Here is a 23,439-nt window from a genome sequence, read left to right as displayed (position 1 = left end):
CTCACTGCGCCATGCGCGCCCGCGCCACCCGTGAACCGTTGCTGCGGCCCAGTACCTGGCTGATGCGCTGCCCAGCGGCAATCAGCCGGTCCAGGTCGATGCCGGTTTCGATGCCCAGCCCCTGCAACAGGTAAAGCACATCCTCGCTGGCGATATTGCCGGTGGCGCCCTTGGCATACGGGCAACCGCCCAGGCCGGCGACCGAGCTGTCGAACACATTGATGCCTTCGAGCAGGCTGGCGTAGACATTGGCCAGGGCCTGGCCATACGTGTCATGGAAGTGCCCGGCCAGTTGCTCGCGTGGCACCTGCGCCGACACCACTTCGAACAGGCGCCGGGTGTCGCCGGCGGTGCCAGTGCCGATGGTGTCGCCCAGCGATACCTCGTAGCAGCCCATGTCGCGCAGCTCGCGGGCAATCGGTGCCACCTGCTCGGCGCTGACCTTGCCTTCGTAGGGGCAGCCCAGCACGCACGACACATAGCCACGCACCCGCACACCGTGGCTGCGGGCAGCTGCCATGATCGGTTCGAAGCGCTTGAGGCTGTCGCTGACCGAGCAGTTGATGTTGCGCTGCGAGAACGCTTCGGTGGCCGCTGCGAACACCGCCACTTCCTTTACGCCTGCGGCCAGTGCGTCTTCAAAACCGCGCAGGTTCGGTGCCAGCGCTGCATAGGTAACGCCTGGGCGCTGCTGGATGCCGGCAAACACTTCGGCCGAGCCGGCCATTTGCGGCACCCACTTGGGCGACACGAAACTGCCCACTTCAATGTAGGCCAGGCCCGCTTCGGTGAGGTCGTCTACCAGGCGCACCTTGGCGCTGACGCTGATGGGTTGGGCTTCGTTCTGCAGGCCGTCGCGGGGGCCGACTTCGACCAGGCGCACGTGGTTGGGCAGGGACATGGTGGTTTTCCTGTGGCGTTCAGCGGTTGTCTGTGTTGTTGAGGGTGGCGGCCAGTGCTTGCTCGCAGCGTTCCTGGGCCGTGTCCAGCTCCAGTTGCATCTGGTGAATGTCGAGCAGTTGCTGCTCCAGCTGGGCGCGGCGTTCGGCGATTTTCGCCAGCATGCTGTTGAGCTGTTTGAGGTTGCCGCTGGTGGGGTCGTACAGCTCGATCAGCTCGCGGCACTCGGCCAGGGAAAAGCCGATGCGCTTGCCACGCAATATGAGCTTCAGGCTGACCTTGTCGCGCGCCGAATAGATACGTTCCAGGCCCCGGCGCTCCGGGCTCAACAGGCCCTGTTCCTCGTAGAAGCGGATGGCGCGGGGGGTGATGTCCAGTTCGCGGGACAGGTCGGAGATGCTGTAGGTCTGCGTGCTCATGCTGGGGCTCGGGCGGAAGTATCCGGGTATCCTGAGGCCAGCTTGACGTAAACGTCAAGCAAGCGCGAGCGTGGGCATGGCCTGCGGACCTGGGGCCAGGCAGGCCGGTCATTCAGGCTGCACTGCCCGCCGATACGCATTGGGCGTTTGCCCACTCAGGCGCTTGAACCAGCGGGCAAAGTAGGTGGGGTCGCTGAACCCCAGGCTATCGGACAACTGGCCGATGCTCATGCGTGTGTAAACCAGGCTGCGCCGCGCCTCGAGCAACAGGCGCTGGTGCACCACTTGCAACGCCGTCTGCCCGCTCAGCGCCCGGCACAGCTGGTTCAACTGCAGGCTCTGCACATTCAGCCGTGCGGCGAATGCCTCTATCGACAAGTGCTCGCGGTAGTGCGCTTCGACCAGGCGCAAATACTGCCCCAGCAACTGGCGGTCGCGTTCATCGCGCGTGCGCGGGGCCTGCCCAAGCTGCTGACGGCGGCTGATCCACACCATCAGGGCGGTCACCAACGCCTCCAGCATGGCGGCCCGCGATGGGGCGTTGCCCTGGTATTCCTGCTGCAAGGTCTCGATCAGGCTGCGCAGGTGCGCGCGATCCCGGCCCAGCGGGTAGCTTACCGGCTTGGACAACACCGCCAGCGGTGCGCCCAGGCGCTGCTCAAGGTTGGCCACCAGCGCGGCGCCAAAAGTGAGCACGTGGCCCTGGATGTCGGCACTGAAGCGAAAGCCATGCACGGTCAGGGGGGGCACCACCTGGATCGCGGCTTCGCTTATGGCAGTGCGGGTGCCCTCGATTTCCACCTGGGCCTGCCCGCGTTGCACGTACAGCAATTGAAACAGCTCGGCATGTTGGTGGGGCTTGATCTCCCAGTGGTGCAGGCGGCTGCGTGCCGGGATCGGCTCACAGTGCAGCAGGTCGGTACCAGGCCAGGCCTGGTTTTCCCCATACAACTTGAACAGCGGAACGCCGGGTAGGGTGGATTTCATCAGCTTTGGCCTGTCCGTTAATCGAACGTTTTTTGTAAAAGTGCAGGTTTTGCATGGAATAGCACAGCTCAGTTGCGGGTTTAGCCCGTAAAAATGCAAAGGCAAACCCTAACAGCAGATGCCGCGCCACCGCCAGTGCAGGGCCGGTATCGTTCCAACAGAGACAACAACAATGAAAACTCAGGTTGCAATCATTGGCGCGGGCCCGTCGGGCCTGCTGCTGGGTCAACTGCTGCATAACGCCGGTATCGACACGGTGATCGTCGAGCGCCAGACCGCCGAGTACGTGCTGGGCCGCATCCGCGCCGGTGTGCTGGAGCAGGGCACGGTCGACCTGTTGCGCGAGGCCGGTGTGGCCGAACGTATGGACCGCGAAGGCCTGGTGCACGAAGGTGTCGAGCTGCTGGTTGGCGGGCGCCGCCAGCGCCTGGATCTCAAGGCCCTGACCGGCGGCAAGACGGTGATGGTCTATGGCCAGACCGAAGTTACCCGTGACCTGATGCAGGCCCGTGCAGCCAACGGGGCCCCCATCTTCTATTCGGCCAGCAATGTTCAGCCGCATGAGCTCAAGGGCGAGAAGCCCTACCTGACCTTTGAAAAAGACGGTCAGGTCCAGCGCCTGGATTGCGATTACATTGCTGGCTGTGACGGCTTCCATGGGGTTTCCCGGCAGAGCATTCCCGAGGGTGTGCTCAAACAATACGAACGGGTATACCCCTTCGGCTGGCTGGGCCTGCTGGCGGATACACCGCCGGTCAACCATGAACTGATCTATGCCCACCACGCCCGCGGTTTCGCGCTGTGCAGCCAACGTTCGCAAACCCGCAGCCGCTACTACCTGCAAGTGCCGCTGCAAGACCGTGTCGAGGAGTGGCCCGACGAGCGCTTCTGGGCCGAACTGAAAGCGCGTTTGCCTGCCGAGGTGGCAGCGGACCTGGTCACAGGCCCGGCCCTGGAGAAGAGCATCGCGCCGCTGCGCAGCCTGGTGGTGGAACCGATGCAGTATGGCCACCTGTTCCTGGTCGGCGATGCCGCGCATATCGTGCCGCCAACCGGGGCCAAGGGGTTGAACCTGGCAGCCTCGGACGTCAACTACCTGTACCGGATTCTGCTCAAGGTGTACCGCGAGGGGCGTACCGAGCTGTTGCAGCAGTATTCGCCCCTGGCCCTGCGCCGGGTATGGAAGGGCGAGCGTTTCAGCTGGTTCATGACCCAACTGCTGCACGACTTCGGCAGCCACAAGGACGCCTGGGACCAGAAGATGCAAGAGGCTGATCGCGAGTACTTCCTGACCTCGCCGGCAGGTTTGCTGAACATTGCCGAAAACTATGTGGGCCTGCCGTTCGAAGAGGTGGTTTGAGGCTGCCGCCTCCCGCTGACGAGGCCGGGAGCCAGGAAAATCGCGCAAAAGCTTGAACTCGGGTTTGGCCATGACCCACAGTGGCGGGCTGAATGGGTGAAGCAGGAAGCACGCGATGACATTTTCCAAGCCACTGCTCGTGGCCCTGTGGCTGCTGGCCGCCAGCGGGGCGGCGAAGGCCGACCAGGCGCTGCCAGTTGCACCGGAACTGGCTTCCGGGTACCGCACCGGCCTGCAGCCGGTGCACGCCAGCCGGCACATGGTGGCCGCTGCCAACCCGCTGGCCAGCGAAGCGGGGCGGGCGATACTGCGGGCCGGTGGCAGCGCCATCGACGCTGCCATCGCCATGCAAATGGTGCTGACCCTGGTCGAGCCGCAGTCCAGTGGCATTGGCGGTGGGGCTTTCATCCTGTATTGGGATGGCGAGCGCGTGCAGGCGTTCGACGGCCGCGAGGCAGCCCCGGCGGGGGTCACGGAACAACTGTTTCTGCAGGCCGATGGTGAGCCGATGCCGTTCCGCCAGGCGCAGATCGGTGGCCGCTCGGTGGGGGTGCCGGGTGTGCTGCGGGCGTTGCAGATGGCCCACCAGCGCTATGGCAAGCTGCCCTGGCGCGACCTGTTTGCACCGGCCATCGCCTTGGCCCGCAGCGGCTTTGCAGTTTCCCCGCGCTTGCACACGTTGATAGCCGGTGACCCGTTCATTGCCCAGTCACCGGCCATGGCGCGTTACTTTCTGGATGAACGGGGCAGACCCTTGCCTGTGGGGGCGACCCTGCGCAACCCGGCGCTTGCCCAAACCCTGGAGCTGATCGCTGCGCACGGCGCCGATGTGTTCTACAGCGGCGAGATTGCCCAGGCCATCGTGACCCAGGTGCGCAGCCATGCCAATCCCGGTTACCTGTCACTGCAGGACTTGCAGCTGTACCAGGCCAGGCAGCGCGAGCCGGTATGCGGCCCCTACAAGGCCTGGCAAATTTGCGGCGTGCCGCCGCCGTCTTCCGGCGGGGTAACGGTGTTGCAGACCCTGGGCATCCTTGAAGCCGCTCAACGGGCCATGCCTGCGCATGACCTGGCTGGGTTACGGCCGCAGCCCACTTCATCCCCGGCCGGCATTGAAGCAGCGCCAATGGCCGTGCACCTGGTCGCCGAGACCGAGCGCCTGGCGTATGCCGACCGCGCCCAGTACCTGGCAGACAGCGATTATGTGCCCGTGCCGGTCAAGGCCCTCACCCACCCGGCCTACCTGGCCAGCCGCGCCGCCTTGATCGGGGCACACAGCATGAGGCGTGCGCGCCCAGGCCAGCCGCCTGGTGTCGACCTGGCCCTGGCACCGGACCGCTCGCCCCTGCGCATTTCTACCTCGCACCTGAGCGCAGTGGATGACAGCGGTCATGCCCTGGCCATGACCACCTCGGTCGAGGCCGCGTTCGGCGCGCACGTGATGGTCAGAGGCTTCCTGCTCAACAACACCCTGACCGACTTTTCGTTCATCGCGCAGGAGCGTGGCCGGCCTGTGGCCAACCGGGTACAACCTGGCAAGCGGCCGCTGTCGGCCATGGCGCCGACCCTGGTATTTTCCCGCGCTGGCGGGGAGCTGGTGGCCAGCCTGGGTTCGCCGGGGGGCTCACAGATCATCGGTTACGTGAACAAGGCACTGCTCGGCCTGCTGGATTGGCAACTGGACCCGCAGCAGGCTGCCGGCCTGCCCAATTTCGGCAGCCGCAATGCCGGCACGGAAGTGGAAGCAGGGCTGGCCAGCCCGGCACTGGTCCGCCAGTTGGCGGCCTGGGGCCACGAGGTCACGCCAATGACCATGACCAGCGGCATGCAGATCATCCAGCGCACGGCTGACGGCTGGGCCGGAGGGGCCGATCCGCGGCGCGAAGGGGTCGCCCTCGGCGACTGAGCGGGGCGTTGCAGGGCCTGGGATAGCGTGATAGAAGTCTGTCTTGTCATTCATTAGTTGAATACCAAGATGTCCAATAGCGCGAAATCGAATAGGGCCCTGTTCGACCTTGACCTGTTGCGCGCCACGGTGGTGGTGGCCGACTGCGGCAGTTTCACCACCGCGGCCGCGCGCCTGCATTCCACCCAGTCCACCATCAGCCAGAAGGTTCGCCGCCTGGAGGACATGGTTGGCCACCGGTTACTGGTACGCGGCAACCGCGACGTGCTGCCAACCGACGCCGGGCAGACCCTGCTGGGCTATGCCCGGCATATGCTGGCGCTGAACGACCAGATGCTCGAAGCCTTGGCCGGGGCCATGGTCGGCACCACCGTGCGCCTGGGTGTGCCGGAAGACTTCGTCGGCGGGCGGACCACCAATGCGCTGGCGGCGTTCAGCCGCCTGCACCCGCAGGTAAAGCTGGAGGTGACCAGCGGCCTGTGCCGCGACCTCAGCCAGGCCTACGACAACGGTGAGCTCGACCTGGTGCTGCTCAAGCAGCGGCGCAACACCCGCGAGGGCGTGGCATGCTGGCCAGAGCGCCTGCAGTGGATCGACAGTGCCCGCGCGCCGGCGTTCGAGCTGGACCCGATTCCGCTGGTGACCTTTCCGCCACGCGGCCTGTACCGCGAAGACATGATCAATGCCATCGAGGGCATGGGCCGGCGCTGGCGTATCAGCTTCACCAGTTCCAGCCTCAGTGGCATCCAGGCGGCCGTGGCCGATGGCATGGGCGTCAGTTTGCTCCCGCCGCGCGCGGCGACAGGCGAGCACCGGGTGCTGGGCGAGGGGCAGGGGCTGCCGGAGATCGATAGCTATGAAATCGTCATTGTTCACCGGCCGACCGCTGACATCATGGTCAAGGCCTTGGCCGAGGTCATGACTCAATTGCTGGCCGGGGGCGGCATCTAGCCCAACAAGAAAAGTGTTTCAGGCTGTGGCGCGATGGAATGTCTGGCAGGGCCGTGCAGTCCCACCGTTAACGTGGGCAGTACGCCCAGCAACCCAAGCCATGGAGACGCACTATGAAAACAGCTGCATTTGTCGCTTTACTGGCCAGCGCCGGGTTGGCCCAGGCGGCCGAAACGGTCGAACTCAAGCTGGCCGGGCCCGACGGCCCTGGCACGTCCATTGGCACTATCAGCATCGAGCAGAACAAATATGGCACGTTGCTCATCCCCGACCTGAAGGACCTGCCGCCAGGTGTGCACGGCTTCCACCTCCACCAGAACGCCTCGTGCGCACCGGCGCAAGAAGGCGGCAAGCCTGTGCCAGCGGGCGCTGCGGGCGGGCATTGGGACCCGGATTCCAGCAACGCCCACAAAGGCCCCTATGATGACAGCGGTCATCGTGGCGACTTGCCGGCTCTGTATGTGGGGGCCGATGGCAAGGCCACCTATCCGGTCCTCGCGCCGCGGCTGAAGGCCACCGATTTCAAAGGCCATGCACTGATGGTGCACGCCGGCGGTGACAACCACAGCGACCACCCCGAGAAGCTGGGTGGCGGTGGAGCCCGGGTGGCCTGCGGGGTCGTGCAGTAAACGCTTGCCCGTGCGCCTGAAACAAGGCCGCCCCTGCAGGTTCACGCAAACCTGCGGGGGCGGCCTTGTGTCGGGAGCAGGGCGCCCTGCGCCCCGGTGCCTCAGCGCTTGGGGTTCAGCGTCAGGTGCACGTGACGGTTCACGTCCTTGTACAGCAGGTAGCTGAACTTGCCTGGGCCACCTGCGTAGCAGGCTTGCGGGCAGAAGGCGCGCAGCCACATGAAGTCGCCGGCTTCCACTTCGACCCAGTCCTGGTTCAGGCGGTACACCGCCTTGCCTTCCAGCACGTACAGGCCATGCTCCATCACGTGGGTTTCGGCGAACGGGATCACGCCGCCGGGCTGGAAGGTGACGATGTTCACATGCATGTCGTGACGCATGTCGGCCATGTCGACGAAGCGGGTAGTGACCCAGCGGCCTTCGGTGCCCGGCATTTCAATGACGGTGGCGTTGTCACGGTGGGTCACGAACGACTCAGGTGCGTCCAGGCCCTCGACTTTCTGGTAGTGCTTGCGCAGCCAGTGGAAGGTGACATTGGCTTTGCTGTTGTTGCGCAGGCTCCACTCGGCGCCTGGCGCCAGGAACGCGTAGCCGCCTGGCACCAGGGTGTGGTGCTTGCCTTCGACGGTGATGTCCAGTTCGCCTTCGACGATGAACACCACGGCCTCGGCATCAGGGTCCAGCTCAGGGCGTTCGCTGCCGCCTTCCGGGGCCACTTCGACGATGTACTGCGAGAAAGTCTCGGCAAAACCGGTTAACGGGCGGGCGATGACCCACATGCGCATCTTGTCCCAGAATGGCAAGTGGCTGGTGACGATGTCACGCATCACGCCTTTGGGGATGACGGCGTAGGCTTCGGTGAACATGGCACGGTCAGTCAGCAGCTCGGTTTGAGCCGGGTGCCCACCGTGGGGGGCGAAGTACGAATGGTTCGACATGGACAATCTCGACTTGTTGTTCTCTCCCCGTGCCGTGAACCGCACCGGCCGGTGCGGCGCAGGGGATGTGGCGACAGAATAGGGTCGAGCGCGCGCCATGCACAAATTAAATGTTGGAATACCCAGGATTCGATCGCTGAATGCGCGTTCGCACGCAGGGGCTGCCGAGCAGATAATTCCGACATATTTTTCACATTCCCTTGTTAGGATCCCCCGGCATTTCCAAGGAGCCCCCCTTATGCCGTCTATCCTGCGCAAGCGCAGCACCCGAATCGCCTTCACCGCCACCACTGGCCTGCTCGTGGCCACATTGGGCTTTTTCGCCTGGCAAAGCTTCTATCCGGTGCAGGCCGCGGCAGGTTGGAAAGTCGGTGTGCTGCACAGTGACGTGACCAAGGCCGCGTCACTGCTGCCGCAAGCCGATGGCAGCCTGCTGGTCAGCCGCGAGCTGGACGACGGCCGCGGCAGCATCCTCAAGATCGCCGCCGACGGCGCCCGGGTGGTAGTCATCGATAACCTGTCCAAACCCGACGGCATGGTCGCGGCCCAGGGCGGTTGGGTATTCAGCCAGGAGGGCGGTGCCGCGCCCGTCAGCCTGGCCCGCGATGGCAAGGTCACGCGGTTGTTCGAGGGCGACAGCGTGCAAGGGCTGTGGAACGACGGCAAGCACCTGTATGCCATCGAAGACCGCAAAGGTAACGGCCGCCTGATGCGCTACGACTGGCAGAGCGGGCAACTGGACGTGCTGCGTTCCGGCCTGACAGAAACCGAAGGGCTGACACGCTGTCGGGGCGACCTGTTGTACACCGAAAAAGCCAAGGGCATCGTGCGCGCCCTGGCCGCCGATGGCAACGACCCGGTGGTGGTCGACGGTTTGCGCAACCCCACGTTCCTGTACTGTGACCAGCGTGGCCTGTGGATCAGCGAGGACAACACGCACCGCGCCCGGCTGCTGCGCATCGCTGCCGACGGCAGCCAGCACACGGTGCTGACGTTTCTCAAGGCGCCCCAGGCCATCATCGCCGACGGCAAAGGCGGTTATCTGCTGGCCGAGGGCGGACGCGACCGTGTCTTGCACCTGACGCCGCCAGCAGAGCCGGTCACGGCCCAGCGCTAGTCGCAACAGCGTGCTTCCCTGCACGGCCGTGCTCACGGATAATCCCCCACATTCCAATAAACAGCCTGTGAGTGGGTATGAGTGATTCCGTAGTCGGCCTTGGCCAGCCTGAAACCGAAGGGGGGCGCAGAACGCGCAAGAACAACCCCGAGAAAACCCGCGAGGATATCCTCCAGGCCGCCATCCACGAATTCGTTCAGCAAGGGCTGGCCGGGGCTCGAGTAGACGCCATCGCTGAACGCACGGCTACGTCCAAGCGCATGATCTACTACTACTTCGGCAGCAAGGAGCAGTTGTATTGCGAGTGCCTGGTCAAGCTATACGGCGATATTCGCAAGACCGAGCAAAGCCTGGACCTGGAGTCGCTGCCGGCGGACCAGGCGATCCGCAGGCTGGTGGAGTTCACCTTCGACCACCACGACCGCAATGTCGACTTCGTGCGGATCATCTGCACCGAAAACATCCACTACGGCGAATACGTCAAGCAGTCCCCGGCTATTCGCGAAATGAGCAGCCTGGTGCTCGAAGCCTTGGGCAACACGCTGCGCCGCGGGGTAGAAGAAGGGGTGTTCCGTAGCGGTATCGAGGTGATCGACCTGCACATGCTGATGAGCTCGTTCTGTTTTTACCGGGTGTCCAACCGGCATACCTTTGGCGAGATCTTCCAGATAGACCTGTCGGAGGACCAGGTCAAGCTGCGGCACAAGGCGATGATCTGTGATGCGGTGCTGCGCTACATCCAGGTTGGGCAGCGCCCCTGACGCTGCGCCAGCCTGCTCAGTCGCCCAACCGCTGCTCACGCGAGGGCGGGTAGCCAAAATACGCCGCATAGCATTTGCTGAAATGTGACACCGAAACAAAGCCGCAAGCCACCGCCACTTCCATCACCGACAGGTCGGAATACTGCAGCAGCCTGCGGCTTTTGGTAATGCGCAGCTCCATGTAGTAACGCCGCGGCGATGTGCCCAGCTGGGCCTGGAACAGCCGGTCGATCTGCCGCCGTGAGCGCCCGCTGTAGGCGGCCAGCTGGTCGAGGCTGAGGGTTTCTTCGAGGTTGTTCTCCATCAGTTCGACAATGGTACGCAGGTGCAGGCTCATGGACTTCTTGGCCCCCGGCCCGACCTGGCGGTAACGGGCGCCTGAGAACGACAGAATTTCTTCCACGCCTTCGGCCAGGCCGTCACCATACAAGCGCCGCACCAGCCCCAGCATCAGTTCCATGGCGCCGTTCGGGCTGGCGGCACTGAGCCGGTCACGGTCGAGGGTGAAGCTGGCCGGAGTAATGCGGGTTTGCGGGCTGCGCTCGGACAAACTGGCACGCTGCTCGGGGTGAACGCTGCAGCCATAGTCATCCAGCACCCCGGCGCGCCCCAGGAACCAGGCGCCGTTCCACAAGCCACCCAAGGCCATGCCATGGGCCGCGCAATCACTCAGCAAGCGGTCGAGTACCGGGTATTTCAGCGGCGTACGCAAGCCCCCGCAGATGACCAGCAGGTCTGGTGACTGCAACGCCTGGGGGGACAATTCGGTGGCCACCAGTTCCAGCCCAAGGTCGCTGAGCACGCGGTCGCCGTCCAGCGACAGCGGGGTGAAACTGAAGCTGTCGGTACGCAGCAGGTTGGCCGTGACCAGCACGTCCATGGCCACGGTGAAACTGGCCATGGAGAAGTGTTCGAGCAGCACGAAATCGACTTGATAAGGGGCCTGGGCGTCGGCGCTGCTGGCCTTGAGCCGCAGCATGTTGCTGGTACTGGTCTTCTTGCTGAACTGGCGTGGCGTGGGCACTCTGAACTCCGCTTGCTGGCTGGCTCGCAGAGTGTGGCCGGTGGCTGGAGGAAAGACAATCTCCCCGGTGTCGGTGTCGTATTACAGGTCGTGTTCAGGCAACCTGTATGGCTGCAGACTTTCCCACTATGCTTTGCCATAGGCGCTTGCATGAAACGCCTGGCCCTTGAGGAACCTATCGATGAAATACGCCGCTGCCTTGTTGCTCAGCTTGTTGCCATTGCTGGCCACGGCCATGGAGCCGGGCGAACCGCTCGCGCCCTTCACGTTGCTTGACCAGCATGACAAGGCCTACACCCTGAGCGCGGACACCCAGGTACTACTGGTGGCGCGCGACATGGACGGCGCCAAGTTGGTCAAGGCTGCACTGGCCGACGCGCCCAAAGACTACCTGGAAGCACGCAAGGCCGTATTCGTCGCCGACATCCAGCGCATGCCTGCGTTGATCAGCAAGCTGTTCGCCATCCCGGCCATGCGCGGTTACAGCTATAGGGTGCTGCTCGACCGGGAAGGGCGGGTAGCCAGCCGGTACCCCGGGCAGCCAGGGCAGGTGCAGTGGTTGCAGTTGCAAGAAGGCAGATTGGTGAGCCAGCAGGCGTTCACCGATGCCGCGGCATTGAAGGCGGCGCTGGAGCGTGCGCCGCAGCAGTGAGGTGCGTTACCTGCAGGAGTGGTCAAAACAATCTGAACCCTCAGCGTCAATAACAACCCAAGCCATTACACGGCAAAGAGAGAGCGCTTATGGAAGTCGGAACGATCTGGATCATTGTCGCAGCCTTGGTCATCCTCATGGAAATCTGGGCCATCTGGAACATCATCGGCAGTGAGCGGCGCGCCGAACGCAAGATGTTGTGGGTGGTGTTCGTCGTCTACGCGCCAATCCCCGGCTTGTTGTTCTGGGCCTGGCGCGGCCCGCGCGCCGTAAAAGGCCGGTCCGTACTCGAAGAAAAATGACAGGCACAGGCATCAGGCGCTCGCGCGCCTGATACCGTCAGCGGTCACTTTCCAGCGGTCACTTTTCAGCGGTCATTTGGGCAGCACGTTGAAGCGAATGGCGGGGCCGAGGCCGTTCACCATCAGGCAGCCGTAGAACTTCACGGTAGACAGCACGCCCAGCGTCTTCAATGCATCGTGTATGAATGCGTGGAATACGCGCCCGGCATCCTTCTGGCGGTCGGCAAGCGTCACGGCCTCGAGCGTGACCACCCCAAGCAAGGTGGTCTCGATGTGCTGGACGGTTTTCAGGCCGGTTTTCTCGCGAAGGTACGTACGTGCCTTCGCCGCATCTGCCTCATCCCCTTCGACGGTGTAAGCCAACTGAAAATCGAATTTGCTCATGGTTTTGTCCTTGGTTGCGCTAAAGCGTCCGTGCCGTGCCGTGCACCTTACCGGCATGCGCAAGTTGTGAAAACGAACGAGGTGTTCAACAATCTCATCTGTTTGTAGGAAACGACCTACTTGACCTCGAGTCCCACACCATGAGCACTGGCACCACCTCGCTTGCCGGGCATAAGGCTCGTGCCTGGCTCTGGCCAGCGCTGTTCAGCCTGGTGGCATTTGCCGCCAACTCGGTATTCTGCCGCCTGGCCCTCAAGAACGGGGCGATCGACCCGGCCTCGTTCACTGTCGTGCGCCTGGCCAGTGGTGCAGTGTTCCTGTTGTTGCTGATTCGCTTGCGCAGACCGGCGCAGCGCATGGGTGGCACCTGGCGAGCAGGCCTGGCCTTGTGCCTGTATGCCTTCCTGTTTTCAGCGGCCTACCTGCAACTGAGCGCCGGGGCGGGCGCCTTGCTGCTCTTCGGTGCCGTGCAGATCACGATGTTCGGCTTTGCCTGGTGCAAAGGCGAACGCATCAGCGCACGGGGCCTGCTGGGTATGCTGATCGCCTTCGCCGGCTTGCTGGTGCTGTTGTTGCCAGGCGCTTCGGCGCCCCCGTTCAGCAGTGCCTTGCTGATGGTTATTTCCGGCATCGCCTGGGGGGCGTACACCTTGCTCGGCAGAGGGTCGCCCAGGCCGCTGGCCGACACGGCCGGCAACTTTGCCCGCAGCCTGCCCTGGCTGGTGGTGCTGGCACCGCTGCTGTTGCTGGGGGCCGGGCCACACCTTAGCGCCGGTGGCTTGCTGTTCGCCCTGGGCTCCGGTGTGCTGGCTTCCGGAGCCGGTTATGCCGTGTGGTATGGCGTGGTGCGGCAGGTCAGTGCGCAACAGGCGGCGACCCTGCAGCTGAGTGTGCCGGTGCTGGCCGGGTTGGGCGGGGTTGCGCTGATCGGTGAGCCGTTATCGCTGCGTTTGTTGCTCGCCAGTGTGGTAGTGCTGGGCGGTATTGCGCTGGCGCTGGTGCCGCGCCGCCAGGCCCTGCAGGCAAAGCCTAGAAAAAGCTGCGCTGGGCCTTGAGGGTGACCACGCTGTCGCAATAGGTGTTCATGCCTGAGTAGGCGTCACAGCTGGTGCCACTGAGGCTCGAGTTGCTGTAGATCAGGTTCAGGTCGATGCCCAGCCAAGGGCGCGACAGTTCCAGCGACCAGTCGGAAAAGGCATTCACCTGGCTGCCATCGCCGATGGTGAAGGGTGTGCCCAGACGGTGATGGGCGAGTTTGACGGTGAGGTCGACATCGAATAAGGGCAGTTGGCCAAAGTCGGCGAACAGCGTACCGGTGCGGTTGTCGGGGTTGTCGCGCAGTGCACCGCCGAACCGGCTGCCCAGCACCGAGACTCCCCCATACAGTGCTATGCTCTCGGCGCCGGCGATGTTTGGCTGGCTGTAGTGGATCAACCCCACTTCATAGCCCAAGGTGCTGTCGAAGTGGTGCTTGTAGCCCATGTAGCTGTCCAGGCGCAGGGTCGAGTTGGCCGTCACCCCCATGCTCGGGGCGTATTGGCCGACGTACAGCCCACTGGGGTGGCTGAAATCCATGCCACCATGAAACGCGCCGACCGCCGTGGGTGAAATCAACCCTTGGGCCATGCTACGTGAAGGGGTGGTGCCGAGTGTAAAGTCGAAATCGCCCAGTTGGCGCTTCATCTGCTGGGCCAGCAGAGGGGGGCTGAACAGCAGGGCAATGCTCAGCAACAGCAGGGGCCTGAACATGGTCACCGTCCTGGAGGGCTTACGGTAGAGCGTTCAAGGATACCTGCCCGAGCGGCCGCTGAAAACCTTGTAGTGGCGGGTTCAGCCTTTGGTCGAACGGTCGGCATCGGCTGCCTCGGTCACCACCGGCAGGTTGCCGGCACGCTGGATCACCCGGCGTTGCTGCTCATAGTCGTCCAGCGACAGACCGCGGCGCTGCAAGGCCTCCAGCTGTAACTGGCGGGTTTCGTCGGCGCTGTACGGCCGCAGTTCAGGGTGGCTGGCACAGCCGCTGCTGATGGCGAGGGTAAGCAGGGCAAACGTGGCAGTCAGCAAGCGGGCCAGGGTGTTCATCAGGTAGCTCCAGGGGCCAAGGGTGTAGGTGGCGAGGCGATGGAGCTAGGTTATATGGTTGCCGCGCCTGGTAGAAATTGCCCCTCTCGATAGTGACTATTGATGCACGGCGCCCTGGCCATTGACGCGCAGAAGCTCAAACCTTGCAGGCTGCCGCCTGGTGGCTCGATCCATGAAAAACGGGGCATACCAGCGATGGCATGCCCCGTTTTTATACCGCAAAAGCGTTTCAGGCGACTTTGACGATCCAGCCAGCCGGTGCTTCCACATCACCGCTCTGGATGCCGGTCAGCTCGTTGTAGAGCTTCTGCGTGACCGGGCCGACCTTCTCCAGGTCGTGGAACACGTGCAGCTTGCCGTTGTACTCGATGCCACCAATCGGGGTGATCACCGCAGCAGTACCGCAGGCGCCGGCTTCGACGAAGCGGTCCAGCTTGCTGATTTCCACGTCACCTTCGACCACGGTCAGGCCCAGGCGCGATTGTGCCAGCTCCATCAGCGACAGGCGGGTGATGCCTGGCAGCACCGAGGCCGATTTAGGCGTGACGAACTCATTGTTGGCGGTAATGCCGAAGAAGTTGGCCGAGCCGACTTCTTCAATCTTGGTGTGGGTCAGCGGGTCGAGGTAGATGGCGTCGGCGAAGTTGGCTTTCTTCGCTTCGGCACCTGGCTGCAGGCTGGCAGCGTAGTTGCCACCGACCTTGGCGGCACCGGTGCCCTGCGGTGCTGCACGGTCGAAGCTGGAGATCTGGAAGTTGTGCGGCTTCATGCCACCCTTGAAGTACGAGCCAACCGGAATGGCGAAAACCGAGAAGATGAACTCGGGAGCGGTGCGCACGCCAATGTTGTCGCCGGTGCCGATGACGAACGGGCGCAGGTACAGGGCGCCTTTACCATGCGGTGGCACGAACTTTTCGTTGGCCTTGACCACTTGCTTGCACGCCTCGATGAACACATCGGTCGGCACCTGCGGCATCAGCAGGCGGGCGCAGCTGCGCTGCATGCGGGCGGCATTCTGGTCCGGGCGGAACAGGTTGATGGAGCCATCCTTGCAGCGGTAGGCCTTCAGGCCCTCGAAACATTGCTGGCCATAGTGCAGCGCGGTGGAGCCTTCACTGATGTGCAGCACGTTGTCTTCGGTCAGGGTGCCCTTGTCCCACTCGCCATTGCGCCATACGGACAGGTAGCGTTTGTCGGTCTTGATGTAGTCGAAACCCAGCTTGTCCCAATTAATGCTTTCGTTGCTCATGACACCCTCATTGTCTTGCTAATGCCCGATCGCTCGGGCTGCTGTTATATGCGCACCATGCCACCTTAATACATCCGTGGCGGATCGGGAACGGCCGGTCAAGAATTGACAGGCTGCGATGCATTATTTGCGGGTGCTGCAGGCGCAGGGACGGCATTGAGGCTGCAAGGTGATTGTCACAATATTGTCAGCGCCTGTGAGATCGAGCGCCGCCCGCGCGGCGCATCGCGAGCTGCGCTCGCTCCTACGTTTGTTTCGGGCCAATTATGCCTGGGGGATTTGCGCGCGAACCCTTTGGCGCATGCCTCAATATCGCGTCGTATGAACCAGGCGGTCGCGCGCGCCTCTCACAGGCCTCACTGGCCCGAAACAAACGTAGGAGCGAGCGCAGCTCGCGATGCGCCGCGCGGGCGGCGCTCGATCTCACAGGCGCTGAAAGAATCGAGGCGAGCCAACGGTTGACCACCCGCCAACCACTGCGTAGCCTTGCCACTTCGAGGTTCTTCGGCCAGGCCGAAGCTAAGACGGGAACGCGGTACAAGCCGCGGCTGCCCCCGCAACTGTAAGCGCCGACAACGGATCGACACAGCCACTGCGCCAACGCGCGGGAAGGCGTCATCCCGCCAGACTGCTGCCGTGGCAGGCAACTGGAACGGTGCAAGCCAGGAGACCTGCCTCGTCACGTTTTCGACTTTCAACCGGGCGGGGTGATCCGGTGGCGAACAAGCCCGGCCTGCCTGGCCGGTGGCTGTCGTCCTGCATGCCCGCGCCATACTGCCAAGGGCACTGCGACATGAAAACACTGGCCAAGCTCCCCGTTACCATCGTTACCGGCTTTCTCGGCTCGGGCAAGACCACGTTGCTGCGCCACATGCTCGACAACGCCCAGGGCCGCCGCATCGCGGTCATCGTCAACGAGTTCGGCGAACTGGGCATCGATGGCGAAATCCTCAAGCAATGCAGCATCGGTTGCACTGAAGAAGAGGCCACCGGCCGCGTTTACGAGCTGGCCAACGGCTGCTTGTGCTGCACCGTGCAGGAAGAATTCTTCCCGGTGATGCGCGAGCTGGTGGCACGCCGTGGCGACCTGGACCACATCCTGATCGAGACTAGCGGCCTGGCCCTGCCCAAACCGCTGGTGCAGGCCTTCCAGTGGCCGGAAATCCGCAACGCTTGCACCGTCGACGCCGTGATCACCGTGGTCGACAGCCCGGCGGTGGCTGCCGGCACCTTTGCCGCCTACCCGGACCAGGTCGATGCGCAGCGCAAGCTTGACCCCAACCTGGACCACGAGTCGCCCCTGCACGAGCTGTTCGCCGACCAGCTCGCCAGCGCTGACCTGGTGGTATTGAACAAGGCTGACTTGATCGACGCCGAAGGCCTGGCCAAGGTGCGTGCCGAAGTCGCCGAAGAACTGCCGCCGGCGGTGAAAGTGGTCGAAGCCAGCAGCGGCAAGCTGCCACTGGAAGTGCTGCTGGGCGTGGGCGCCGAGTCCGAGGCGCACATCGATGGCCGCCGTACCCACCACGACTCGCACCACGACGGCGACGATCATGACGATCATGACCACGACGCCTTCGACTCCATCTCCATCGACCTGCCGGAAGCCGACGAAAGCCTGCTGCTCGACGCCCTGACCCAGCTGGTGGTGGAGTTCGGCATCCTGCGTGCCAAAGGCTTCGCTGCCATCCCGGGCAAGCCGATGCGCCTGCTGGTGCAAGGCGTGGGTACCCGTTTCGACAAGCACTTCGATCGTGCCTGGCGTGCCGACGAGCCGCGCATCACCCGCCTGGTGCTGATCGGCCAGGACCTTGATGCGGCCCAGCTGGAAGCGCGCCTGCGCCAGGCCTTGGGCGCCTGACCCATGCACCTGCTGCGGACCCAGCCCGGCGGCTTTGTGCCGGATGACAGCATCGCCGACCTTGGCCAGACACCCGCCGAACTGGTGATACTCTGCAGCGGCGATTCTCACCTGGCGTTGCTGGCCGACACGGCCGAGCAATTGCCCGCAGGCTTCCCCAGCCTGCGCCTGGCCAACCCGATGCAGGTGCAGAACCACGCCTCGGTCGACCTGTACGTTGACCAGGTGCTGCGCCATGCCAAGGTCATCCTGGTGTCGCTGCACGGTGGCGTTGGTTATTGGCGCTATGGCGTAGAACAACTGGTCGAACTGGCGGCCCGTGGCGTGCAGCTGATCCTGGTGCCGGGCGACGACCGCCCGGACCCGGAACTGACCAGCCTGGGCAATGTCACCGGCGCGCAGGCCGAACGCCTGTGGCACTACCTGCGCCAAGGCGGCAAGGCCAACGCCATCAACCTGTTCAACTGCCTGGCCAGCCAGTGGCTGGGCCGCGACTATGCCTGGGACGAGCCGCAGCCGTTGCCGCGCACGGCGGTGTACCACCCACAAAAGGGCAGCGCGGCGCTGGAAGACTGGTACCCGCAGTGGCACCCCGAACACCCGGTAGCGCCGCTGCTGTTCTACCGCTCGCACCTGCAAGCCGCCAACACCGCGTTCATCGACGTGTTCTGCCAGCGCCTGCAGGCGGCCGGTCTGAATCCATTGCCGATCGCCGTGGCCAGCCTGAAGGAAAGCGCCTGCCTGGAGCAGGTCGAAGCCTGGCTGGACGAGGTCGGCGCCGAGGTGCTGGTCAACACCACCGGTTTTGCCCTGTCCAGCCCCGAACGCCCCAACCTGCGCCCGTTCCGCCGTGATATCCCGGTGTTGCAGGCCATTTGCGCGCAGGACAACCAGCCCGGCTGGGAAGCCAGCGAACAGGGCCTGGGTGCGCGCGACCTGGCCATGCACATTGCCTTGCCCGAGCTGGACGGGCGCATCATCACCCGGCCGGTCAGTTTCAAGGACATGGCCTGGCGCAGCGAGCGCAGCCAGTCGGACGTGGTGTGCTACCGCGCCCACCCCGAACGCATGGACTTCGTCGCCGAGCTGGCGCGCCGTTGGGTCGAGCTGGCTCGCCTGCCCAATGGGCAGAAGCGCGTGGCCCTGGTGCTGGCCAACTACCCGACCCGGGATGGCCGTATTGGCAACGGCGTTGGCCTGGATACGCCCGCTGCGGCCCTGAACATCCTCAAGGCATTGCAAGCCGAAGGCTACCCGGTGGCCGACCTGCCGGGCAGTGGCACGCAGCTGATCCAGCAGTTGCTCGGTGGCGCGACCAACGACCTTGACCACCTCGACCAGCGCCCTTGCGCCCAGAGCTTGAGCCTGGCCGACTACCAGGCTGCGTTCGCGCGCCTGCCCGAAGCCAACCGCCAGGCGGTGCTGGAACGGTGGGGGCCACCCCAGCAGGACCCGATGTTCCGCAGTGGCCGGCTGATGGTCGCCGGCCTGCGGTTTGGCCTGACCTTTGTCGGCATCCAGCCGGCACGTGGCTACCAGGTGGACCCCAGCGCGGTCTACCACGACCCCGACCTGGTGCCGCCACATGGTTACCTGGCGTTTCACTTCTGGCTGCGCCATGCCTTCGCTGCCGACGCGGTGATACACGTTGGCAAGCACGGCAACCTCGAATGGCTACCAGGCAAGGGCGTAGGGCTATCGGCGCAGTGCTGGCCGGACGCCTTGCTCGGCCCGCTGCCGAACATCTACCCGTTCATCGTCAACGACCCCGGTGAGGGCGCCCAGGCCAAGCGCCGTACCCAGGCGGTGATCATCGACCACCTCATGCCACCGCTGACCCGTGCCGAGACTTACGGGCCGTTGCGCCACCTGGAGCAACTGGCCGACGAGTTCTATGAAGCGCAACTGCTCGACCCTCGGCGGGCGCGCGAGTTGCAGCGCGACATCCTCGAACTGGTCAAGGCCAACCATATCGACCGCGAGCTGCAGCTGGAGGGGCAGTTGGACGATGCTGCCGTATGGCTGCCGCGCCTGGACACTTACCTGTGCGACCTCAAGGAGTCGCAGATCCGCGACGGCCTGCATGTGTTTGGCCAATCGCCTGCCGGGCGCCTGCGGCTGGATACGCTGCTGGCGTTGCTCAGGGTCGAGCGCGGCGACGGCCGAGGCGGCAATGCCAGCCTGCTACGCACCTTGGCCAAGGCGCTGGTACCCGGCTTCGACCCGCTGGATTGCGAACTCGGCCAGCCGTGGCAGGGCGACCGCCCCGAGCCGTTGCAAGCGGTAAGCAGCGAGGCATGGCGCACCTGTGGCGATACACGGGAGCGCCTGGAGCTATTGGCGCTGCAACTGATCGAGCAGGCGCTGGCCGGCACTGCACAGCTACCTGACAGCCCCGCATGGCACCCCGTGCATGCGGTCCTGCAAGCCCTGTGCATGGAGGTGGCGCCGGGCCTGGATGCCTGCGGCAGCGCAGAAATGCAGGGCTTGCTGGCGGCGCTGGCCGGGCGCTTCGTGCCGGCGGGGCCCAGTGGCGCGCCCAGCCGTGGCCGCCTCGATGTGCTGCCCACCGGCCGTAACTTCTATACCGTGGACGTGCGCAACCTGCCTACCACCACGGCCTGGCGCCTGGGCTTCGCCTCGGCCAACCTGATTCTTGAACGCCACCTGCAGGACCATGGCGACCACCTGCGCCAGTTGGGCCTTTCAGTGTGGGGTACCGCTACCATGCGTACCGGCGGCGACGACATCGCCCAGGCCATGGCGCTGATGGGCGTGCGGCCGGTGTGGGCCAGCGGTAGCCAACGGGTCGATGACTTCGAGATCTTGCCGCTGAGTTTGCTCGACCGCCCACGGGTGGACGTGACCTTGCGCGTTTCCGGGTTCTTCCGCGATGCCTTCGGCAACCTGATCCGCCTGTTCGATGCCGCGGTGCAAGCGGTGGCGGCGCTGGACGAGCCCGACGACCTCAACCCCTTGGCTGCCCGTGTACGCACCGAGCGCGCTGCGCTGCAGGCCCAGGGTACAAGCGCCGAACAGGCCGCTCGGCAGGCTGGCTGGCGGGTCTTCGGGGCCAAACCCGGCGCCTACGGTGCCGGGGTGCAGAATGCCATCGACGGCCGCTTGTGGCACAGCCGCGAAGACCTGGCCGAGGTCTACCTCAACCATGGCGGCTATGCCTACGGCGGCAGCGATGACGGCACCCCGGCCCGCGCCCAGTTCGCCCAGCGCCTGGCCAAGGTCCAGGCGGTGTTGCAAAACCAGGACAACCACGAGCACGACCTGCTCGATTCCAACGACTACTACCAGTTCCAGGGTGGCATGCTGGCGGCTTCAGAAACCCTGGGCGGGGCCGGCGTGGCCAGTTACCACGGTGACCACAGCCAGGTGGACCGGCCGCGCATCCGCACCTTGAAAGAAGAGCTGAACCGGGTGATCCGCGCCCGTGCGCTGAACCCCAAGTGGATCGATGGGGTCAAGCGACATGGCTACAAAGGCGCCTTCGAGATGGCGGCGACGGTGGACAACCTGTTCGCCTTCGACGCCACCACGCACCTGATCGACGACCATCATTACCAGGGGCTGGCCGACGCCTATGTGCTCGACCCGGCCACCCGCGACTTCATGCGCGAGCACAACCCCGAGGCCTTGCGTGACCTTACCGAGCGCCTGCTTGAGGCCCAGCAACGTGGCCTGTGGCAAGCGCCTGGTGACTACCGCGAAGCGCTTGAGGAGCAACTGCTCGACGGCGAGGAACAGGCTTGACATGAGTGAACCCGTACAATTTCCGCTGGCGGCCGTGGTGGGTGCCGAGGACCTGAAGCTGGCCCTGTGCCTGACGGCCATCGACCCGAAAATCGGCGGCGTGCTGATCGAAGGCCCGCGCGGCATGGCCAAGAGCACCTTGGCCCGTGGCCTGGCCGACCTGCTGGGTGAGGGCCCGTTCGTGACCCTGCCGCTGGGTGCCAGTGAGGAACGGTTGGTCGGTACCCTGGACCTCGACGCCGCGCTTGGCCAGGGCAAGGCTCAGTTCTCCCCAGGGGTGCTGGCCCAGGCCGATGGCGGCGTGCTGTATGTGGATGAAGTCAACCTGCTTCCAGATACCCTGGTCGACCTGTTGCTTGACGTGGCCGCCAGCGGTACCAACCGCGTCGAGCGCGACGGCATCTCGCACCGCCACAGCGCCCGCTTCGTGCTGATCGGCACCATGAACCCGGAAGAAGGCGAACTGCGCCCGCAGTTGCTCGACCGGTTCGGCCTTAATGTGGCCCTGGAAGGTTTGCCCGAACCTGCGGCCCGGCAGCAGATCATCCGTCGGCGCCTGGCCTTCGACCATGACCCGCAGGCTTTCTGCGCGCAATGGGCGCAGGCACAGGCGCAGTTGCGCGAGCGCTGCCAGGCGGCGCGCCAAGTGCTGGCGGGCATTGCCCTGGACGACCAGGCACTGGCCTGGATCACCGAGCGCTGTTTTGCTGCTGGCGTGGATGGCTTGCGCGCCGACCTGGTCTGGCTGCGCGCGGCGCGCGCCCACTGTGCCTGGCGCGGTGGTGCAGCCATTGAAGAAACCGACGTGGAGGCCGTAGCCGAATTTGCCTTGCGCCATCGCCGCCGGGTGGCGCCACAGGCCAATCCGCCAGCCCCCCCGCAACAGGCCGAACAGCCGGCCGGCAGCAACCCTGGTGAACAAGGCGGGCAGGGCGATTGGGGTGCATTGCCCGCGCAGCCGGTGGCCAGTGGCGCCCGTCGCGAGGTGCCAAACTGGGCAAAAAAGCCCTGAGCCCCCCCCAGCCACACGCCATAGGGGGGGATGCCAAGGCGGGTGCAGGCAAGCAGCACGGTGCCAGCCGGGGGCGCGCACGCGACGCGGTGACAGGTAGGGTCGCCTGGCTGCCGACCTTGCTCAAGGGGCGCCCACGCCAGCGCCAGGACCTGTGCTGGCAGCAACGCCGGGCCAGGCCTGCCGAACTGTGGTTGGTGATCGTCGATGCTTCGGCTTCAACCCGCCGCCACCAGGCCCTGGCGCAAACCAAGGGGGTGTTGGCAGCACTGTTCGATCAGGCTTATCGCCAGCGTGCTCGCCTGGCGCTGCTCACGGCCAGCGGGCGCACGCCGCAGTGGCAGCGCCATGGCCTCAAGGCGTCGGCGGCCTTGCAGCCATGGCTACAGGCATTGGGGGCTGGCGGGGGCACGCCACTGTTCGCAGCCCTGGAGCAGGCCCGGCATTGGCTGCAGGCACGCCAGCGGGCACACCCGCAAGAAGTGCTGCGCTGCCTGGTGTTTACCGATGGGCGCGTGCAGCACAGCAACACGGTCCAACCCATGCCTTGTGCCACGCTGTTGGTGGACATGGAACTGGCACCGGTACGGCTAGGGCGTGCCCAGCGCCTGGCCGAGCAATTGCAGGCGGATTATCAGCACTTGCACCACTTTAAGCTGGCGTATTGAAGAGGGGCACTGCGGCACAATGTCGCAAGTGACAAAGTTGTCAGGCCTGCACGATGAAAGTTGCACAAGTGCGTGGCGCTGCACGCACTTGTTATAAACGCCGGTATTATTTCGGCATCGACCAAGGTTGCAGGTCGTAACCTTTTTCGCACAATTCGGCGCGCACTTCCTCGATCAGGCTGGCCCACTGCGCGGGGTCGGAGTAGATGCGCGAAGACACCTGCTTGGCGCCAATGCGGGTGTTGGTCCGGTCGATCACTGCCAGGCTGAGTTCACCAGTGCCATTGGGGGCATCCCAGGCTACGCACTGGAAGGGTTCGAAGGCGTGGTCGGCAATCAGCAGTGCTTCGTTGACACGGAGCGGGGCATTCATGGTTCGGTCTCTCTATGGTCCCAAACAGCGAAGTAAGTCCGCGTTGCTTAAAAGTCGCCTCAGGTGCGCGAAGTGCAGCGCGGGGTTATGTGTACTGAT

At 64.5% G+C, this 23,439-nt stretch carries 23 protein-coding genes and 1 riboswitch; of the genes, 13 read left to right on the top strand and 10 right to left on the bottom strand.

Going from position 1 to position 23,439, the window contains the following annotated elements; genetic code table 11:
- Position 1 precedes the first annotated feature (1 nt).
- From L1P09_RS13835 to L1P09_RS13825, 3 genes are all read right to left on the bottom strand, one after another.
- The gene (locus L1P09_RS13835; protein WP_029886492.1) at positions 2-901 is read right to left on the bottom strand and encodes a hydroxymethylglutaryl-CoA lyase; all 900 of its coding nucleotides are present in this window, start codon (positions 899-901) and stop codon (positions 2-4) included.
- A gap of 19 nt (positions 902-920) precedes the next feature.
- Complete coding sequence (locus L1P09_RS13830) at positions 921-1,319, bottom strand: MerR family transcriptional regulator (RefSeq protein ID WP_235767749.1); 399 nt, start codon at positions 1,317-1,319, stop codon at positions 921-923.
- A gap of 108 nt (positions 1,320-1,427) precedes the next feature.
- Positions 1,428-2,306: a helix-turn-helix domain-containing protein gene (locus tag L1P09_RS13825; protein ID WP_009686681.1), complete on the bottom strand. Its 879-nt coding sequence runs from the start codon at positions 2,304-2,306 to the stop codon at positions 1,428-1,430.
- A 172-nt stretch (positions 2,307-2,478) separates the two neighbouring features.
- Here L1P09_RS13825 and pobA point away from each other — a divergent pair, with 172 nt between their 5' ends.
- The 4 genes from pobA (at position 2,479) to sodC (ending at position 7,152) form a co-directional block, all read left to right on the top strand.
- Complete coding sequence (pobA, locus tag L1P09_RS13820; protein ID WP_054904438.1) at positions 2,479-3,666, top strand: 4-hydroxybenzoate 3-monooxygenase; 1,188 nt, start codon at positions 2,479-2,481, stop codon at positions 3,664-3,666.
- 115 nt (positions 3,667-3,781) lie between these two features.
- Complete coding sequence (gene ggt, locus L1P09_RS13815; protein WP_232892103.1) at positions 3,782-5,572, top strand: gamma-glutamyltransferase; 1,791 nt, start codon at positions 3,782-3,784, stop codon at positions 5,570-5,572.
- A 69-nt stretch (positions 5,573-5,641) separates the two neighbouring features.
- Complete coding sequence (locus tag L1P09_RS13810; RefSeq protein WP_009686685.1) at positions 5,642-6,523, top strand: LysR substrate-binding domain-containing protein; 882 nt, start codon at positions 5,642-5,644, stop codon at positions 6,521-6,523.
- Between the two features lie 113 nt (positions 6,524-6,636).
- Complete coding sequence (sodC, locus tag L1P09_RS13805) at positions 6,637-7,152, top strand: superoxide dismutase family protein (protein WP_054904436.1); 516 nt, start codon at positions 6,637-6,639, stop codon at positions 7,150-7,152.
- A 101-nt stretch (positions 7,153-7,253) separates the two neighbouring features.
- Here the strand turns inward: sodC and L1P09_RS13800 are convergent, their stop codons facing one another.
- On the bottom strand, positions 7,254-8,090 hold the full coding sequence (locus tag L1P09_RS13800; protein WP_029886486.1) for a bifunctional allantoicase/(S)-ureidoglycine aminohydrolase: 837 nt from the start codon (positions 8,088-8,090) through the stop codon (positions 7,254-7,256).
- Positions 8,091-8,328: 238 nt separating this feature from the next.
- Between L1P09_RS13800 and L1P09_RS13795 the strand changes: the two genes are divergently transcribed.
- Both L1P09_RS13795 and L1P09_RS13790 read left to right on the top strand, forming a co-directional pair.
- A complete protein-coding gene (locus L1P09_RS13795) occupies positions 8,329-9,207 on the top strand; it encodes a hypothetical protein (RefSeq protein WP_182336469.1) in 879 nt (292 codons plus the stop codon).
- Between the two features lie 77 nt (positions 9,208-9,284).
- Complete coding sequence (locus tag L1P09_RS13790) at positions 9,285-9,968, top strand: TetR/AcrR family transcriptional regulator (RefSeq protein WP_054904434.1); 684 nt, start codon at positions 9,285-9,287, stop codon at positions 9,966-9,968.
- Between the two features lie 16 nt (positions 9,969-9,984).
- Here the strand turns inward: L1P09_RS13790 and L1P09_RS13785 are convergent, their stop codons facing one another.
- Positions 9,985-10,992: a GlxA family transcriptional regulator gene (locus L1P09_RS13785; RefSeq protein ID WP_009686690.1), complete on the bottom strand. Its 1,008-nt coding sequence runs from the start codon at positions 10,990-10,992 to the stop codon at positions 9,985-9,987.
- Between the two features lie 181 nt (positions 10,993-11,173).
- Here L1P09_RS13785 and L1P09_RS13780 point away from each other — a divergent pair, with 181 nt between their 5' ends.
- Positions 11,174-11,644, top strand: a complete 471-nt coding sequence (locus L1P09_RS13780) for a hypothetical protein (RefSeq protein WP_029886483.1) — start codon at positions 11,174-11,176, stop codon at positions 11,642-11,644.
- An 89-nt stretch (positions 11,645-11,733) separates the two neighbouring features.
- Positions 11,734-11,946, top strand: coding sequence for a PLDc N-terminal domain-containing protein (locus tag L1P09_RS13775; RefSeq protein WP_009686692.1), 213 nt, complete (start codon positions 11,734-11,736; stop codon positions 11,944-11,946).
- Positions 11,947-12,018: 72 nt separating this feature from the next.
- Here the strand turns inward: L1P09_RS13775 and L1P09_RS13770 are convergent, their stop codons facing one another.
- Entirely contained in the window at positions 12,019-12,330 is a 312-nt protein-coding gene (locus L1P09_RS13770) for a hypothetical protein (RefSeq protein WP_054904433.1), read from the bottom strand.
- 140 nt (positions 12,331-12,470) lie between these two features.
- On the opposite strand from L1P09_RS13770, the gene L1P09_RS13765 reads away from it, so the two are divergent.
- Entirely contained in the window at positions 12,471-13,385 is a 915-nt protein-coding gene (locus L1P09_RS13765; protein WP_054904432.1) for a DMT family transporter, read from the top strand.
- Here L1P09_RS13765 and L1P09_RS13760 read toward each other — a convergent pair.
- From L1P09_RS13760 to L1P09_RS13750, 3 genes are all read right to left on the bottom strand, one after another.
- Positions 13,360-14,079 carry a TorF family putative porin gene (locus tag L1P09_RS13760; protein WP_054904431.1) on the bottom strand — a complete coding sequence of 240 codons (720 nt, stop codon included), beginning with the start codon at positions 14,077-14,079 and terminating at the stop codon, positions 13,360-13,362. The two genes, L1P09_RS13765 and L1P09_RS13760, sit on opposite strands and share 26 nt — an antisense overlap.
- An 81-nt stretch (positions 14,080-14,160) precedes the next feature.
- Positions 14,161-14,412 (bottom strand): hypothetical protein, encoded by a 252-nt coding sequence (locus tag L1P09_RS13755; protein ID WP_009686696.1) that lies wholly within the window; start codon positions 14,410-14,412, stop codon positions 14,161-14,163.
- A 229-nt stretch (positions 14,413-14,641) separates the two neighbouring features.
- Positions 14,642-15,661 (bottom strand): branched-chain amino acid aminotransferase, encoded by a 1,020-nt coding sequence (locus tag L1P09_RS13750; RefSeq protein ID WP_009686697.1) that lies wholly within the window; start codon positions 15,659-15,661, stop codon positions 14,642-14,644.
- A 480-nt stretch (positions 15,662-16,141) separates the two neighbouring features.
- Positions 16,142-16,354, top strand: a riboswitch (cobalamin riboswitch).
- Positions 16,355-16,454: 100 nt separating this feature from the next.
- On the opposite strand from L1P09_RS13750, the gene cobW reads away from it, so the two are divergent.
- The 4 genes from cobW (at position 16,455) to L1P09_RS13730 (ending at position 22,967) form a co-directional block, all read left to right on the top strand.
- Positions 16,455-17,522 (top strand): cobalamin biosynthesis protein CobW, encoded by a 1,068-nt coding sequence (gene cobW, locus L1P09_RS13745; protein ID WP_054904763.1) that lies wholly within the window; start codon positions 16,455-16,457, stop codon positions 17,520-17,522.
- Between the two features lie 3 nt (positions 17,523-17,525).
- Positions 17,526-21,287, top strand: a complete 3,762-nt coding sequence (gene cobN, locus L1P09_RS13740; RefSeq protein WP_054904762.1) for a cobaltochelatase subunit CobN — start codon at positions 17,526-17,528, stop codon at positions 21,285-21,287.
- Position 21,288: 1 nt separating this feature from the next.
- Positions 21,289-22,299: an ATP-binding protein gene (locus L1P09_RS13735; RefSeq protein WP_054904761.1), complete on the top strand. Its 1,011-nt coding sequence runs from the start codon at positions 21,289-21,291 to the stop codon at positions 22,297-22,299.
- 89 nt (positions 22,300-22,388) lie between these two features.
- On the top strand, positions 22,389-22,967 hold the full coding sequence (locus L1P09_RS13730) for a vWA domain-containing protein (protein WP_054904769.1): 579 nt from the start codon (positions 22,389-22,391) through the stop codon (positions 22,965-22,967).
- Positions 22,968-23,073: 106 nt separating this feature from the next.
- Here the strand turns inward: L1P09_RS13730 and L1P09_RS13725 are convergent, their stop codons facing one another.
- Positions 23,074-23,340, bottom strand: coding sequence for a hypothetical protein (locus tag L1P09_RS13725; RefSeq protein WP_009686703.1), 267 nt, complete (start codon positions 23,338-23,340; stop codon positions 23,074-23,076).
- Between the last annotated feature and the right edge of the window lie 99 nt (positions 23,341-23,439).

Source organism: Pseudomonas juntendi, from assembly GCF_021560075.1.
GTDB classification, from domain to species: Bacteria; Pseudomonadota; Gammaproteobacteria; order Pseudomonadales; family Pseudomonadaceae; genus Aquipseudomonas; species Aquipseudomonas juntendi.
This window is presented reverse-complemented; position numbering and strand designations above follow the sequence as displayed.

Excerpts from the sequence above, each read along its gene's own strand:
- L1P09_RS13835 (WP_029886492.1), bottom strand. The coding sequence starts at position 901 with ATGTCCCTGCCCAACCACGTGCGCCTGGTCGAAGTCGGCCCCCGCGAC.
- L1P09_RS13830 (WP_235767749.1), bottom strand. The coding sequence starts at position 1,319 with ATGAGCACGCAGACCTACAGCATCTCCGACCTGTCCCGCGAACTGGAC.
- L1P09_RS13825 (WP_009686681.1), bottom strand. The coding sequence starts at position 2,306 with ATGAAATCCACCCTACCCGGCGTTCCGCTGTTCAAGTTGTATGGGGAA.
- pobA (WP_054904438.1), top strand. The coding sequence starts at position 2,479 with ATGAAAACTCAGGTTGCAATCATTGGCGCGGGCCCGTCGGGCCTGCTG.
- ggt (WP_232892103.1), top strand. The coding sequence starts at position 3,782 with ATGACATTTTCCAAGCCACTGCTCGTGGCCCTGTGGCTGCTGGCCGCC.
- L1P09_RS13810 (WP_009686685.1), top strand. The coding sequence starts at position 5,642 with ATGTCCAATAGCGCGAAATCGAATAGGGCCCTGTTCGACCTTGACCTG.
- sodC (WP_054904436.1), top strand. The coding sequence starts at position 6,637 with ATGAAAACAGCTGCATTTGTCGCTTTACTGGCCAGCGCCGGGTTGGCC.
- L1P09_RS13800 (WP_029886486.1), bottom strand. The coding sequence starts at position 8,090 with ATGTCGAACCATTCGTACTTCGCCCCCCACGGTGGGCACCCGGCTCAA.
- L1P09_RS13795 (WP_182336469.1), top strand. The coding sequence starts at position 8,329 with ATGCCGTCTATCCTGCGCAAGCGCAGCACCCGAATCGCCTTCACCGCC.
- L1P09_RS13790 (WP_054904434.1), top strand. The coding sequence starts at position 9,285 with ATGAGTGATTCCGTAGTCGGCCTTGGCCAGCCTGAAACCGAAGGGGGG.
- L1P09_RS13780 (WP_029886483.1), top strand. The coding sequence starts at position 11,174 with ATGAAATACGCCGCTGCCTTGTTGCTCAGCTTGTTGCCATTGCTGGCC.
- L1P09_RS13775 (WP_009686692.1), top strand. The coding sequence starts at position 11,734 with ATGGAAGTCGGAACGATCTGGATCATTGTCGCAGCCTTGGTCATCCTC.
- L1P09_RS13770 (WP_054904433.1), bottom strand. The coding sequence starts at position 12,330 with ATGAGCAAATTCGATTTTCAGTTGGCTTACACCGTCGAAGGGGATGAG.
- L1P09_RS13765 (WP_054904432.1), top strand. The coding sequence starts at position 12,471 with ATGAGCACTGGCACCACCTCGCTTGCCGGGCATAAGGCTCGTGCCTGG.
- L1P09_RS13760 (WP_054904431.1), bottom strand. The coding sequence starts at position 14,079 with ATGTTCAGGCCCCTGCTGTTGCTGAGCATTGCCCTGCTGTTCAGCCCC.
- L1P09_RS13755 (WP_009686696.1), bottom strand. The coding sequence starts at position 14,412 with ATGAACACCCTGGCCCGCTTGCTGACTGCCACGTTTGCCCTGCTTACC.
- L1P09_RS13750 (WP_009686697.1), bottom strand. The coding sequence starts at position 15,661 with ATGAGCAACGAAAGCATTAATTGGGACAAGCTGGGTTTCGACTACATC.
- cobW (WP_054904763.1), top strand. The coding sequence starts at position 16,455 with ATGAAAACACTGGCCAAGCTCCCCGTTACCATCGTTACCGGCTTTCTC.
- cobN (WP_054904762.1), top strand. The coding sequence starts at position 17,526 with ATGCACCTGCTGCGGACCCAGCCCGGCGGCTTTGTGCCGGATGACAGC.
- L1P09_RS13735 (WP_054904761.1), top strand. The coding sequence starts at position 21,289 with ATGAGTGAACCCGTACAATTTCCGCTGGCGGCCGTGGTGGGTGCCGAG.
- L1P09_RS13725 (WP_009686703.1), bottom strand. The coding sequence starts at position 23,340 with ATGAATGCCCCGCTCCGTGTCAACGAAGCACTGCTGATTGCCGACCAC.